We start from the raw sequence: 12798 nt of genomic DNA on the forward strand, positions 1-12798 counted from the left end.
CCGGGCCCTGTGGACCACCCTCCGCCTGTGGACAACTCCACCACCCGGACGAGTGAGCCCCACCCGGAACCCAGAACCCAGAACCCAGAACGGGGAAGCCGGAAGCCGGAAGCGGGGAGCGGCAACCGGCAACCGGCAACCACGAGCCGGTTCACAGGGACGCGGCCGTCACCCCCGTCACCCGCAGGTACTGCCCCCGCACTTCCCGGTACCGAAGCAGCTCCGCCGCCACCGGATCCAGCACCCGGGCCCGTCCGCACGCGGCAGCCGCCTCCCGCAGGCGTCTCTCCGCCTCCGTGCCGTAGCGCCGCGCCGGTCCGCGCGCGGCCATCCGGCAGCCCCACTCCACGAGCGGGCCGCCGACGATTCCGGCCACCATCAGCAGCACCGGCACCCCCAGGTTGGGCGCCATGATCCCGAGGATCTGGCCCAGCAGCCACAGCCCGCCCACCACCTGGAGGATCGTCATCGACGCCTGCGCCAGCACCGCCGCCGGCCACCAGCCGGGCCGCGGCGGCCGCCCCGGCAGCGCGGCGCGCGCGGCCAGTTTGTCGAGCGCCTCGGGCAGCCCCTGGGAGCCGCGTACGGCGGCCTCGCGCACCGCCTGCGCCCACGGTGCGGGCAGCCCGTCCGAGGCCCGGTCGGCCAGGGTCCGCACCGCCTGCTCGACGCGCTGGCGGGCCGTGGCCTCCTCGTCCGCCTGCGTCCGCGGGAGCAGCCGGCCCGTGGCGGGCTCTCGCCGGTCGTGGTACCAGTGCCACAGCCGCAGCCAGGGCGTCCCGCACGCCCGGTTGGCGTTGCGCAGCCACGCGCGTTCGGCCGCCTCGCCCGCCGCGGTGGCGCCCACCGCGTCCGCGAGCCGGGCGGAGAAGTCGTCGCGCGCCTCCTCGCTCAGCCCGGTACGTCGCCGGGTGGCGTACACGCGCCGCAGTCCCGCCGCCGCTACATCGACGTCGGCGGCGACCCGGCGCGCCGGCGCGCGGCGCTCGGCCACGAACCGGCCGACCGCGTCGCGCAGTTCACCGACGCCGTCCCCGGTGAGCGCGGACAGCCCGAGCACGGTGGCGCCCGGTTCGCCGTGCTCGCCGAGCGCGATGCCGTCCTCGTCGAGCAGCCGCCGCAGGTCGTCGAGGACCTGCTCGGCGGCCTCACCGGGCAGCCGGTCGGTCTGGTTGAGAACGACGAACATCACCTCGGCGTAGCCGGCCATGGGCCGCAGATACCGTTCGTGGAGCATGGCGTCGGCGTACTTCTCCGGGTCGACGACCCAGATGACCGCGTCAACGAGGGCGAGCACGCGGTCCACCTGCTGGCGGTGCTGGACGGCCGCTGAGTCGTGGTCGGGCAGGTCGACGAGGACGAGTCCGTCCAGCTGGGCGTCCGCCTCGCCGTTGTAGAGGGGGCGGCGGCGCAGCCGGGGCGGGATGCCGAGCCGCTCGATGAGGCCCAGGGCGCCCTCGCTCCAACTGCACACGATGGGCGCCGCCGTGGTGGGCCGGCGCACGCCCGTCTCCGAGATGACGACCCCGGCGAGCGCGTTGAACAGCTGCGACTTGCCGCTGCCCGTCGCGCCCGCGATGGCGACGACGGTGTGCTGCCCGGAGAGGCTGCCCCGTGCCGCCGACTCGTTCAGGACCCGGCCGGCCTGCGCGAGGGTCCGGCTGTCGAGCCGGGTGCGCGACACGCCCACCAGCTCGCGCAGCGCCTCGAGGCGGGCGCGCAGGGCTCCGGGGTAGACCAGTGGCCCCGACACCTGTGGACCGGATCCGCGGTACTCGACCGCGGCGGCCGCTTCCCGGGTGGTGTCGGCGGCCTCCCGGGTGGTGTCGGCGGCGGTAGCCCTCCGCGCCACCAGCCCGTCGTCCCACCCGTTCACGCCGTCCGTTCCGTTCACGCCGTCCGTTCCGTCCGCACCGTCCGCTCTCCCGGAAGATCCGGCTTCGTACGTGCCCGCCACACGCGCGTGGGACTCGCCGGCGCGCTGACCGCCTCCGGTCCTCCCGGAGCCGCCCTGGACGTCCGCCTCCTCCGCCTCCCCGCCTTCGACCTCCACGGCTCTGACCTCCCCACCTTCGGTGTCCGTGTCTTCGGTGTCCGCGTCTTCGACATCCACGCCCTCGGTGTCCACATCCGTGACGTCCCCGTCCACGTCCACGTCCTCGGCGTCCACGTCCTCGGCGTCCACGTCCTCGGCGTCCACGTCGTCGTCACGGTCGGCGTGCTCGGTGCGGTCCTGGTCGGTCATGGCGGTCACCGGTCACCTCTCCTTCAGCAGTACGGACAGCGCGGCGATGAGTTCGGCCTGGGGTTCGGCCCGGACGTCGAGGGTTTCGAGCGGGGCGAGACGGCGCTCGCGCTCGGCGTGCAGCACCCGTTCCAGGTGGCCGGTGAGCAGCCGCCCGCCCCGGTCGCGCAGCCGCAGCGCACCGTGCGGGCCGATCCGCTCGGCGAGCTTCTCGCCCGCCGGGCGCGCCCGGCGGCCGCCCAGCAGTGCGGTGGCGACCAGCGCGGTGACCGCCTCGGGGTCCGGCGCGACGGCGCGGTCGAGGTCGCGGACCTCCTCCTCGGCGTACTCCTCCAGCTCCCGCCGCCAGCGCCGTACCGCCAGCGCGATCCGGTGCTCGGCGCCACCCGGGGACGGGTCCTGGTCGGCCAGTTCCGGGGCGGCGCCCGCGGGTTCACGTCGCCAGGCGTCGTCGATGCGCTCGTCGGCGGCTGTGACGTGGCACAGCAGGAGCGCGGCCAGGCTCTCCACCAGCGCGTCGAGCAGTTCCCCGGCGGTGCAGTCGAGCGGGAAGGCGCGCCAGCGCTTCAGGGCGTCCCCGGCGAGCACGGCCCCGGCCTGCAGACGCTCCCGCACGCGCGCCTGCTCACTGTCGTACGCGAGGTCGACGGCGGTGGTGAGCCGCACCGCGGCCGCGTACTGCGCGGCCGCGGCGCAGGCCAGCTCGGGCATCCGGGCCTTGAGCGAGCCGAGCACCCCGTAGGCGGTACGGGCCATGGCGTGCTGCCGGGCGACCGGGTCCTGCGCGTGGCGGACGAGCCAGTCGCGCAGCGACGCCACGGCGCTGGCCGGCAGCAGCCCGCCGCCCCAGGCCGACTCCGGCAGCTCCGGCACGGTGAACCGCGGGACGTCGCCGAGTCCGGCCTTGGTGAGCAGCGCCGCGTACTGCCGGGACACCTCGGACACGACCTGGTGGGGCACGCGGTCGAGCACCGTCACCAGGGTGACGTCGTACTCCTTGGCGGCGCGCAGCAGATGCCAGGGGACGGCGTCGGCGTAACGGGCGGCGGTGGTCACCATGACCCAGACGTCGGCGGCGCAGATGAGTTCGGCGGCCAGAACGCGGTTGTCGGCGACCAGGGAATCGACGTCGGGCGCGTCGAGCAGGGCAAGGCCGGGGGGCAACGTGTCGACGGTCTCGATGCGCAGCACGCGCCCGGGGTTCTCGCCGGGTAGCAGCAGGTCGTCCGTCGCCTCCTGCTGCGGCACCCACACGCGCGTGAGGCCGGGCAGCACTCTCATCCCGCTGAACCAGTGATGGTCCTCCGGGTGGCACACCAGCACCGGTGTCCGCGTCGTCGGCCGCAGCACGCCCGCCTCGCTGACCCTGCGGCCCACAAGGGAGTTGACGAGGGTGGACTTTCCCGCGCCGGTGGATCCCCCCACGACGGCGAGCAACGGCGCTTCGGGGTCCCGCAATCGGGGCACCAGGTAGTCGTCGAGCTGCGCGAGCAGTTCGACGCGGTTGGCACGCGCGCGTGGGGCCCCCGCCACGGGCAGCGGGAAGCGTGCGGCGGCGACACGGTCGCGCAGGGCGGAGAGTGCGTCGAGCAGCTGAGGCCGTACGTCCAAGGTCACCACATGCGAAGAATGCCCAATTTTAGGGGATATCCAAAGCATATGGGCCGCCTGCGCGCCGACAGAGACATAAGAGGCGAAAGGGATGATTGGGACACCGGCACAGTCCAGGCATAACGAGTACACAACACCCGGCGCGCGAGACGCCAAAAGCGATGCACGATTCGTACCTGCCTGCGATTATCAGGACCGCTTCACCGAACCTCCACATTGAGCCACGGAGGCGAAGCAACAGGGACAAGGATGCGGGAGCCCTATCCTTGTCCCCGGCAACGTCACGGAACGGCCCAGACCCGGGCACCACGACAGAGGCCACCACACCCGGCCCCCGTAGCTCAGTGGATAGAGCAGGCGCCTTCTAAGCGCTTGGCCGCAGGTTCGAGTCCTGCCGGGGGCGCCAGTCTCCGCCCTCCCGTCAGGGAGGGCTTTTTGCTGGTCAGAGCGGGTTTCACTGACCACGACGAAGCCAGCTCCGGAGTCCCTCTTGATGATCAAGGGCAGACTCCGTGACTGTCCGGCTGTCACCGGGTTTTCGCGGGTGGCCGTGTCGAATACGTGTCGAAGTTCTCGACCGGTCGAAGATCAGCCGGTGTCCGGCACCTTCGCCTCCGGGAGGTCGCCCGCGGCTTCCGGGCGTCGCCTGAGATCCGGCAGCTGCCCGTCGACGCACCGTGCGTACGTGGCGAGGAGCACAACGACGCCGTTACCGGCCCACTCCGCCACCGGGGCGGGCGGTATGCCGTCGTTGAGCCACTTCGTCAGGGGGCTGTTCGTGCGGGACGCCCATCGTGGTCGCGGCAGTTGGCGGGTTATGGCTCTGCGGCGCGATCTCAGTCATCATGAGCGGCATGCAAAGTGGCCAGGTGGCGGCAGGAGTCGGCAAGACGGGAAGGTCGCTTGGTAGGAGCTCGGTGTTGTTCTTCGCGATGGGGAGCCTTGACGCAGGCATCTACCTCGCCGAGTTGATCACCGACGGCGACCGCTGGGTCCAGATGCTCGAGTCCGCTGTCGGCCTGCTCTTCCTGAGCTGGATGACTGGAGCCGTATACCTTCTTCGGAACAGGAAGGCAGAGAGGCGCAGCAAGTAGGGGCCCCGGCCCCAGCGCCGGTGCGGTGCGGTGCGGCAGCGATGTGCGGCTGGCCGTGCCGGAGGGGGCGCCCTCTCAATGGCTTCGGTGCGGGCCGAGTTCGAGGAGTACGGTGCCGAGCTCGGTGGAGGTCAGGGGCGGTTCGGGCAGGGCGGGCGCGGTGGGGTGGGCGCGGAAGCTGTCGAGGAGCAGGGTGAGCGGGCGGGTCCAGTAGTCCGCGGCGACGGCGTTCAGGGCAGGTACGACCCGGCCCAGCGCCGCGAGGGCGAGGAGGACGTCCTCGGGGGTGAGGTCCGGGCGGACGGTGCCCTGCGCCTGGCCGCGGCGGAGCAGGTCCGTGATGGTGGCGCGGTTATGGGCGTGGACGGCCTCCAGAGAGGTCACGCCTTCCAGGCCCGTGGTCATGAGGTCGTTGGTGCCACGGTCGGCGGCAAGTGCCGAGAACACGGTGTGCAGGTACTGCGTCAGACCTGTCCACGCGTCCTCGGCGGCACGTGCTCGCGCGCCGGCGGCCATGGTCTCGGTGAGACCGTCCCGAAAGACCTCGTCCACCAGCGCGGCGCGGGTCGGGAAGTGGCGGTAGAGGGTGGCGTTGCCCACGCCTGCGCGCCGCGCGATGACGTCGAGCGGAGCGTCCAGCCCCTGTTCGGCGAAGACCTCGCGGGCGGTCTGCGTCAGCAGCTTCCGGTTGCGCAACGCGTCGCGACGCCCCGTCGACGCGTGAGCGCCCATCGTGCCTTCTCCTTCTCCGCCTCACCGCCGTACCGGGGAGAACGGAGAGCGCTCCCCGGTACGGATGCTACTCCGATCGAGCGGACGGGGATCGTTCCGCCCGCCGTTTTCGAGGGAGCGGGCTCGTGTTCACCAGCGCACCGGCAGCTCTCGCAGGCTCCGCATGAGACTGGTGCGCCACTGCGGTGTGCCGTCGCCGTCGAAGGCCAGGCGGGGGAATCGGTCCAGCAGGACGCGCAGGGCCAGGGTCGCCTCCAGGCGGGCCAGCGGGGCGCCCAGACAGTGGTGCAGGCCGTGGCCGAAGGCGAGGTGGGCGCGGGTCGCGGCCGGATCGCGGCGGATGTCGAAACGTTCGGGGTCGGGGAAGCGCGCGGGGTCGCGGTTCGCGGCGGCGATGGAGAGCACGACACGCGCACCCGCCGGTATCCGGGCGCCGCCGAGGGTGACCGGTTCAGCGGTGTAACGGTAGGTGCCCGCCGGCACGGGCGACTCGAAGCGGAGCGTCTCCTCCACGGCGCCTTGCAGCAACTCGGGGTCGGCGCGCAGGGCGGCGAGCTGCGCGGGGTGGGAGAGCAGCAGGTGGACGGAGTTGGCGATGAGGTTCACGGTGGTCTCGTGCCCTGCGACGAGCAGCAGGAAGGCCATGCCGAGCAGTTCCTCCGGGGTGAGCCGGTCGGTGCCGTCGCCGTCGTGGGTGCGGACCAGGGCGTGCAGCAGATCGCTCTCCGCCGCGTCCCGCAGCCGCCGTTTCTCCTCCGCCAGCCCCGCGAGGTACACGGCCATCTCCTGCGCGGCGCGGGCGGACTGCTCCGCTTCATCGAGTGCGACGACCTTCGTGGACCACGCCCGGAAGGCAGCCCGGTCCACGTCCGGTACGCCGAGCAGCTCGCAGATGATGGTGAGCGGCAGCGGATAGGCGTACGCGGCCACGAGATCGGCACGGCCGTCGGCGGTCACGGCGTCCAGGAGCGCACCGGCCGCCTCCTGGATGCGCGGCCGCAGCGCCTGGACGCGGCGGGCGGTGAACTCACGCGCCACCAGCGTCCGCAGCCGAGTGTGATCGGGCGGATCGACCTGGAGCATGTTGCGCCCCACGGCGTACAGCCCGTCGTCCTCGAAGTCGGCGGAGTGCCGCACGTCGTTGCGCAGCCTCGGGTCGGCGAACGCGCCGCGCACTTCCTCATACCCGAGCACCAGCCACGACTCGTCCCCGGTGGGGAAACGCACGTGGTGGACAGGCCCGCGGGAGCGCAGCGCGGCGAAGGCTGAGTAGGGGTCGACGGTGAAGTCGTCGGTGAGGTCGGCGAGCCGGACGGTGGGGTGCTGTGTGTGCATCGGCGACTCCTTGGAACGAAGTGGGGACCCCTCCCCGATTGGACATGGGCACGACCGTAACATGAAACGGGGAGTGGTCCTCGTTTCGGCTGATATCCCGGTGCGGGCCGGAGCGCCGTGCCGGTTTCGGGGACGCGTGTCACCGAGCCCCGGCAGCGGGGGCGGGGGCGGGTGGTCTGCCGGGGAGGGCCTGGTGGCGGCGGAGGGGTCGGTTCGAGGTGATCGTGCGGAGTTCCGGTTCGTGGCGTGCCTCGCGCAGGAGGAGCGTCTCCAGGTGGTGCAGTCCGGCGATCAGCGGGTCGCCGGGATCGAGCACGCGGTGGGCCGACCGGTCAGGGAGTCGTTGACGGACGGCGTCGGCCAGGCGAAGAGGAGGCGGCACAGCGCCTCGCTGCTCTCCTCCGGGTCGGTGCCATGCGCAGGCCGAGCCAGTCCCGGTCCGTCCGGTGCCCCAGCAGGGCGGCGAACGTGTCGATGCCGTGCCGGGCGAAGACGGGTACCAGGTGGTCCCGTTGCGCGGGGGCGTCGAGGAACACCGGGAGCAGTGCCTCGGCGTCGGCCCTGGAGCCGTACCGCAGCACGACGTGCACGGCCATCGACTCCCAGCCCCCGTGGGTCGGGAAGCTCGGGAAGATCCTGTGCAGCCGGAAGCCCATGGCGCGGTCGGCCGGTCCCTGCCCGGCGCATTTGGCCGGGCGCCGGTCCGTGGGCGTGACGATCGCTGTGTCCGCCTCGGCCGGACGGGCCACGCCTCCGTCACCGGCTCGGTACCGTGGGCGGGTGGTCCCGGCCCGGGTGGTCCCCGCCCGGGTGGCCCCGGCCCGGGTGGTCCCGGCCCGCGTTCCCCGCGACGAAAGGCGTGCCGTATGCCCGTGAGCAGCACTCCCGCCGAGCTGGTCGTGCGTCCCGTCGGGTGGGTGATCGGGGGGCGGGAAGAGGTCCGGGACGACGAGTGGGGAGAGGTGAGGTCCGTCGTCCGGCTGGACGCCGACCGCTTCGGCCCGGACGCGGTCGCCGGTCTGGACGCGTTCTCCCACCTCGAGGTCGTCTACCACTTCGACCGCGTGGCGCCGGACCGGATCGAGACCGGCGCCCGCCATCCGCGCGGCAACGCCGACTGGCCCGCCGTCGGCATCTTCGCCCAGCGCGGCAAGAACCGCCCCAACCGCCTCGGCGTCTCCCGCTGCCGCCTGTTGCGCGTGACCGGACTCGACCTGCACGTCCAGGGATTGGACGCCGTCGACGGCTCGCCCGTGCTCGACGTCAAGCCGTACATGGCCGAGTTCGGCCCCCAGGGCCCCACCAGCCAGCCCGGCTGGGCCACCGAGCTGATGCGCGACTATTACTGACGTCCGGACGGCCGAGGTGCATCGGAGACTCGCCTTCGGCATGCGCGTCAGCGCCTGGAGCCGGCATCTCACCCACGAGCGTGCCGACCAGGTCGGAGTCGAACCGGCCGCATCCCTGGAGGAGTTGCTGGCTGCCGGTGACTTCGTCTCCGTGCACCTCGTCCTCGGCGACGGCACCCGTGGCCTGCTCGGTCCCGCCGAGCCGGCTCTCATGAAACCCACCGCTCATCCGGTCAACACCTCGCGTGCCGCGATCGTCGACCACAGCGCGCTGCCGGCCGCCCTGCACGAGGGCCGCATCGCCGGCGCCGGCGTGGACGTCTTCGACACCGAGCCCCTGCCCGCCGGCCACCCGATGCGCACCGCACCGCGCCTGCTCGCGACTCCTCACCTGGGTTGTGTCTCGCGCGCGAACTACGAGACGTACTACGGCCAGGCCGTGGAGGACACCCGGGCCTTCCTGGACGGGGCGCCGGTACGGCGGCTCGGCTGACCGCGACGGTCCCTGTCCTCCCCTCTTCCCCGTCCCCCGGCCCCGCCCCGAGGCCGAAAGGGGTGACGCGGCGTGAAAGGGCGTGACCACCCGTCAGCGGCGGCGTTGAACGGGAAGTGCGGCGGCGAGAGGTGCCGGCGCACTTACCGAGTCATAAGGAGAACGTGATGTCTCGCATCGCGAAGGCAGCCGCTGTCGCGCTCGGCACGGGCGCCGTGGTCCTCAGCGGGACCGGCCTCGCCATGGCGGACGCCGGTGCCGAAGGCGCGGCCGTCGGTTCCGGCGGCGTGCTGTCCGGGAACGTCATTCAGGCACCCGTCGACACCCAGATCAACTTCTGCGGGAACACCCTCGGCGGCGGCCTGCTCAACCCGGCCTTCGGCCAGGTCTGCGTCAACGACGGCGGCCGCCACGAGAAGCACAAGGACCACAAGGAGCGCAAGGACCACAAGGAGCACAAGGACGGCAGCAACGGCTACGGCGGCTGACGTACGCACCGCCCGCCCCCCGCGCACGGTTCCGTCCGCGCGCACCCGGAGCCCCGGCACCTCGAGCGCCGGGGCTCCGCCCGTTCCCAGGCGCGCCCCCATCCGCACGGCAGGCGCGCCGCACCACGCCTCACGCGTACCGGTAGATCCCGCTGACGTCCTCCAGTTCCTCCGGCGTGACGTCCCACGGCGGCATCCTCTGGTCGCGGGCGACGACCCGCTCGTGCTGTGCGTCGCCGGGCCCGGGCGGCGCGGCCGGCAGGTAGCGGGCGCCGGGGTGACGGCGCTGCCAGCGGGTCCACTGCAGGTCGACGAAGGCGTGGTGCAGCCAGAAGACGGGATCGTTGACGGAGGCGCCGCCCAGCATGACCCCGCCCACCCACCGGTGCACGCGGTTGTGGTTGCGCCAGGAGGCGCTGCCCCGGCCGGTCCCCCACCCCTCCAGCTTGTTGCGGAACCCACTGGTGACGGTGGAGTTCCAGGGGGCGGTGTCGTAGAGCGGGTCGTCGAGCGCCCGTGCCAGCTCACTGCTGGTCGGCAGTTCCATCGGGTCGCGGGCGCGTCCGAGGTCCCGGGTGAGGAACGCGCCGTCGGTCACGCCCTCCGTGAGGGTCCAGTTGCCCTCGGCGTAGGCGAACGGCCCGGTCGTCACCCGGCGGTCCGAACGGCGTCCGTCGCCGCCGAGGAGGTCCGCGGTCCAGGGCACCGACCGCTTCGTGCGGTCGCGGGTCCAGTCCCAGTACGGCACCGTGACCGACGGGTCCACCCGGCGCAGGGCCCGCTCCAGTTCGAGCAGGAACATGCGGTGCCAGGGCAGGAAGGAGGGGGCCATGTGGGCGGTGCGCAGGCCGTCCTCGCCGTCGGCGGTGTAGTACTCGAGGTGCGTCCGCACGAACTCGTCGTACTCTCCCCGTCGTTTGATCTCCAGCAGGGCCCGCACGAACCGTCGGCGCTCGTCGGGCGTGAGCGTGCTGACGTCCTTACGCACGTACGCCATGACCGTCCCCCGGGTGCGGGTGACCCTCGCTGATCGGCCCCGGCGCCAGGTCGCGCAGCCGCTCCCCGGGGCCTAGTTCGTCGACGGCCCCGCGGGCCGCGTCGAGGGGGGTGGGGTATGAGCGGTAGTGGTCGACCATGCTCAGCCAGGTCCCGTCGGCGCGGCGCATCAGGTGCAGCGGGCGGCCGTCCACGGTCACCTGCCACTCGGCGGTGTCGCCGCGGCCACCGCCGGCGGCCGCGGCGAGCGGGGTTCTGACGCCGCGGATACGGCGACCCCGGTACGTCTCGTCGAACAGGGTCGCGTCGGGCTCTTCGGGGCCCGGTCGTGTGTGCGGGGGCCGGGAGGCGGCGACGGCGGGGGCCAGCGTGAGGACCGCGGCCGGGGCGAGGAGGCCGCGCAGCACCTCCCGCCGGGTGCCGCCGTCGGGCCCGCCTCTCGCCCGCTCCTCCGCTGCGGGGCGGTTCCCCGCCGGTACTTCGCCGACGCCGACGACCATGGCTCGCTCCTCGTCCGTTTCACGTGTCCACAGCGGTAACCGTCGATGGCCCCGCGCGGTCACCGTCGAACGGCCGCGGGAGTGACCCGGTGCGGCTACCGGCCCCGGCGCAGGCCCGGTTCGGCGGCCGGCGTCGGCTGCAGGGCGGGGGGACGAAGTCCGTCCGGGGGACCTTCACATCCGGCAGGCCGACGCTGCCGGTGTCGCCGGGAGGTCGCCGCCGGTCACCCGCCGTCGGCCGCCCTCAGTCATGCGGGTCGCGGGCGGGCAGGACGACGTGGGCCGCCGCGTTCAGGGTTTCCTCGGCGCCGGCGAACGCGGCCAGCGCCTCGGGTGCGACGGCCTTGCCGGGCTGGGCCCGGGGCCAGGGGCGCGTGGTGAACAGGAAGTAGGCGTAGCCGCGTTCGGCGACCGCGGCGAGCCACTCCGGCGGCGGCAGGCACCGGGCGCTGAAGCCGACCATGGTGACGACGGCCTGGTCGCCGTCGACGAACAGGCCGACCGGCAGGTCCGGTCGGGCGGCGCCGTCGACGACGTCACCGTCGGCGGGCAGGCCGTTGTCCTCCAGCAGTCGCTCGACGGCGGCCGTCGCGGCCTCGGGGCCGTCCGGGACGTCTCCGAGGGAGTAGGCGAGCAGGTAGGGCATGTCGCCGTCCGGAGCCTCGGCGCTCCAGGCCATCACCACGAGCGTGCCCGGATCGGCCGCACCGGAGGCGCGGTTCTCGCGGGGGGCCGGGGTCACCGCGCTCCCCTGCCGCCCGGTCCGGCCCCGGCCCCGGAGCGGGGCCCGGACCCGGAGCGCGCCCCGGAGCCAGAGCCGGCGGGGCACGTCGCGAACGGCCCGGCGACGGCGCGCTCCGCGTCCCCGCGGACGAGGGGCCGGCGGGGCGGCGCGTCAGCGCCCCAGGGGGAGACCACCGAGGAGTCCCTTGTCGTTCAGCGTGTTCGTGGTGGACCGTACGGTGTGGAGCACGGAGTCCTTGTTCTCGGTGTTCAGGGCGTTCGACCGGTGGTGCAGCGGCGTCGCGTCGACGGGGTCGATGCGGCCCTTGGTGAGCGTGTTCACCGCACCGTTGAGGCTGGTGGGCGTCATGTCGGCGGCGTCCTGGGCGTACGCGGGCGCGGTGGCGCCGGCGAGGGCGAGGGTACCGGCGACGACGGCGGCGGCTTTCAGGGACTTCATCGGGATCCTCTCTTCGGCGACACACGGCGCCGGCGGGAACGGTGGCGCCATGCCTAACGACTCCCGGCCACGTCGGAAACCCCGTACAGGGAGACTTCCCGCGGTCCACTCGAACGAGCGGCCCACGTCAAAGGCGTGACGCCCGTCCGGTAACGGCGTCGCGCCCCGTCCGGTAACGGCCTGACGCCCCGTCCGGTGACGGCCTGAGCCCCGCTCGATGACGGCCTGACGCCCCGTCCGGTAGTGGCCTGACGGCCCGTCCGGTATCGGCGCGTCGGCATCCGCCCGTGCACGACGCACACCGGCCGCCCTCCCGATGCTGATCGGGCGGGCGGCCGGCCAGGCGTGGCGCGCCGTGCGGCGCGCGCGACAGCAGGCGTCGGCGTCAGCCGTTGAAGCACTTGTTGCCGAACGCGGGGTTCAGCACACCGGTGAAGTGACCGGTGTTGCCACAGAAGTTGAGCTGCGTGTGGTGCGGGTGCTGCACCAGGTTGCCCGACAGGAAGCCCGGGGAGTGCAGCGCGGCGCCCTGCGCCTCGGAGTCGGCGGAGGCGATACCGGCGGTGCCGGCGACGGCCGCGACGGCGGCGGAGGTGAGGACCAGGCCCTTCGCGATACGGGACATGGAGAGGTGCTCCTTGGGATTGACGCAGACATCCGGGCGGACGTGCCCGACACGATGTCAACGCCCGGCCCGCCGGGCGGGTTGTGCCGCCGAACGAGTGATCTGACCGAAGGCCGGACTCAACCCCTACGACATAATTGTCGGGTT

General features: G+C 73.1%; 13 protein-coding genes, 1 tRNA gene and 1 pseudogene. 5 read left to right on the top strand and 10 right to left on the bottom strand.

What is annotated here, in order from left to right; genetic code table 11:
• Positions 1-151: 151 nt before the first annotated feature.
• Positions 152-2254 (bottom strand): YfjP family GTPase, encoded by a 2103-nt coding sequence (locus tag VKA29_RS04905; RefSeq protein WP_324783931.1) that lies wholly within the window; start codon positions 2252-2254, stop codon positions 152-154.
• A gap of 3 nt (positions 2255-2257) precedes the next feature.
• Positions 2258-3865 (bottom strand): dynamin family protein, encoded by a 1608-nt coding sequence (locus VKA29_RS04910; RefSeq protein WP_324783932.1) that lies wholly within the window; start codon positions 3863-3865, stop codon positions 2258-2260.
• A gap of 321 nt (positions 3866-4186) precedes the next feature.
• On the opposite strand from VKA29_RS04910, the gene VKA29_RS04915 reads away from it, so the two are divergent.
• A tRNA-Arg gene (locus tag VKA29_RS04915) sits at positions 4187-4262 on the top strand.
• A 463-nt stretch (positions 4263-4725) separates the two neighbouring features.
• A complete protein-coding gene (locus tag VKA29_RS04920; protein ID WP_324783933.1) occupies positions 4726-4950 on the top strand; it encodes a hypothetical protein in 225 nt (74 codons plus the stop codon).
• 75 nt (positions 4951-5025) lie between these two features.
• Here VKA29_RS04920 and VKA29_RS04925 read toward each other — a convergent pair whose 3' ends face one another.
• The 3 genes from VKA29_RS04925 to VKA29_RS04935 all read right to left on the bottom strand — a co-directional run bounded on the left by VKA29_RS04925 (position 5026) and on the right by VKA29_RS04935 (position 7766).
• The gene (locus tag VKA29_RS04925) at positions 5026-5682 is read right to left on the bottom strand and encodes a TetR/AcrR family transcriptional regulator (protein ID WP_324783934.1); all 657 of its coding nucleotides are present in this window, start codon (positions 5680-5682) and stop codon (positions 5026-5028) included.
• Between the two features lie 129 nt (positions 5683-5811).
• Positions 5812-7017, bottom strand: coding sequence for a cytochrome P450 (locus tag VKA29_RS04930; protein ID WP_324783935.1), 1206 nt, complete (start codon positions 7015-7017; stop codon positions 5812-5814).
• Between the two features lie 332 nt (positions 7018-7349).
• Positions 7350-7766, bottom strand: coding sequence for a hypothetical protein (locus tag VKA29_RS04935; protein ID WP_324783936.1), 417 nt, complete (start codon positions 7764-7766; stop codon positions 7350-7352).
• Positions 7767-7883: 117 nt separating this feature from the next.
• On the opposite strand from VKA29_RS04935, the gene VKA29_RS04940 reads away from it, so the two are divergent.
• From VKA29_RS04940 to VKA29_RS04950, 3 genes and pseudogenes are all read left to right on the top strand, one after another.
• The gene (locus VKA29_RS04940) at positions 7884-8366 is read left to right on the top strand and encodes an SAM-dependent methyltransferase (protein WP_324783937.1); all 483 of its coding nucleotides are present in this window, start codon (positions 7884-7886) and stop codon (positions 8364-8366) included.
• Between the two features lie 28 nt (positions 8367-8394).
• Positions 8395-8859, top strand: a pseudogene (locus VKA29_RS04945) (NAD(P)-dependent oxidoreductase); the annotation flags it as partial.
• A 167-nt stretch (positions 8860-9026) separates the two neighbouring features.
• Positions 9027-9347 (top strand): chaplin, encoded by a 321-nt coding sequence (locus VKA29_RS04950; protein WP_324783938.1) that lies wholly within the window; start codon positions 9027-9029, stop codon positions 9345-9347.
• A gap of 130 nt (positions 9348-9477) precedes the next feature.
• Here the strand turns inward: VKA29_RS04950 and VKA29_RS04955 are convergent, their stop codons facing one another.
• The 5 genes from VKA29_RS04955 to VKA29_RS04975 form a co-directional block, all read right to left on the bottom strand.
• Positions 9478-10344: a tyrosinase family protein gene (locus tag VKA29_RS04955; RefSeq protein WP_324783939.1), complete on the bottom strand. Its 867-nt coding sequence runs from the start codon at positions 10342-10344 to the stop codon at positions 9478-9480.
• On the bottom strand, positions 10328-10843 hold the full coding sequence (locus tag VKA29_RS04960) for a tyrosinase cofactor (RefSeq protein ID WP_324783940.1): 516 nt from the start codon (positions 10841-10843) through the stop codon (positions 10328-10330). The genes VKA29_RS04955 and VKA29_RS04960 overlap by 17 nt, the downstream gene beginning before the upstream one ends.
• A gap of 244 nt (positions 10844-11087) precedes the next feature.
• The gene (locus VKA29_RS04965) at positions 11088-11585 is read right to left on the bottom strand and encodes a DUF5949 family protein (RefSeq protein WP_324783941.1); all 498 of its coding nucleotides are present in this window, start codon (positions 11583-11585) and stop codon (positions 11088-11090) included.
• A gap of 153 nt (positions 11586-11738) precedes the next feature.
• Complete coding sequence (locus VKA29_RS04970; RefSeq protein ID WP_324783942.1) at positions 11739-12026, bottom strand: hypothetical protein; 288 nt, start codon at positions 12024-12026, stop codon at positions 11739-11741.
• A gap of 385 nt (positions 12027-12411) precedes the next feature.
• On the bottom strand, positions 12412-12651 hold the full coding sequence (locus VKA29_RS04975; protein ID WP_324783943.1) for a chaplin: 240 nt from the start codon (positions 12649-12651) through the stop codon (positions 12412-12414).
• Positions 12652-12798: the final 147 nt, after the last annotated feature.

The organism is Streptomyces sp. H51, from assembly GCF_035656535.1.
In the GTDB taxonomy this organism is placed as follows: domain Bacteria; phylum Actinomycetota; class Actinomycetes; order Streptomycetales; family Streptomycetaceae; genus Streptomyces.

What these genes read in the sequence shown, in the direction of transcription:
- VKA29_RS04955 (WP_324783939.1), bottom strand. Translation starts at nt 10,344, where the DNA reads ATGGCGTACGTGCGTAAGGACGTCAGCACGCTCACGCCCGACGAGCGC.
- VKA29_RS04970 (WP_324783942.1), bottom strand. Translation starts at nt 12,026, where the DNA reads ATGAAGTCCCTGAAAGCCGCCGCCGTCGTCGCCGGTACCCTCGCCCTC.
- VKA29_RS04960 (WP_324783940.1), bottom strand. Translation starts at nt 10,843, where the DNA reads ATGGTCGTCGGCGTCGGCGAAGTACCGGCGGGGAACCGCCCCGCAGCG.
- VKA29_RS04940 (WP_324783937.1), top strand. Translation starts at nt 7,884, where the DNA reads ATGCCCGTGAGCAGCACTCCCGCCGAGCTGGTCGTGCGTCCCGTCGGG.
- VKA29_RS04975 (WP_324783943.1), bottom strand. Translation starts at nt 12,651, where the DNA reads ATGTCCCGTATCGCGAAGGGCCTGGTCCTCACCTCCGCCGCCGTCGCG.
- VKA29_RS04950 (WP_324783938.1), top strand. Translation starts at nt 9,027, where the DNA reads ATGTCTCGCATCGCGAAGGCAGCCGCTGTCGCGCTCGGCACGGGCGCC.
- VKA29_RS04925 (WP_324783934.1), bottom strand. Translation starts at nt 5,682, where the DNA reads ATGGGCGCTCACGCGTCGACGGGGCGTCGCGACGCGTTGCGCAACCGG.
- VKA29_RS04930 (WP_324783935.1), bottom strand. Translation starts at nt 7,017, where the DNA reads ATGCACACACAGCACCCCACCGTCCGGCTCGCCGACCTCACCGACGAC.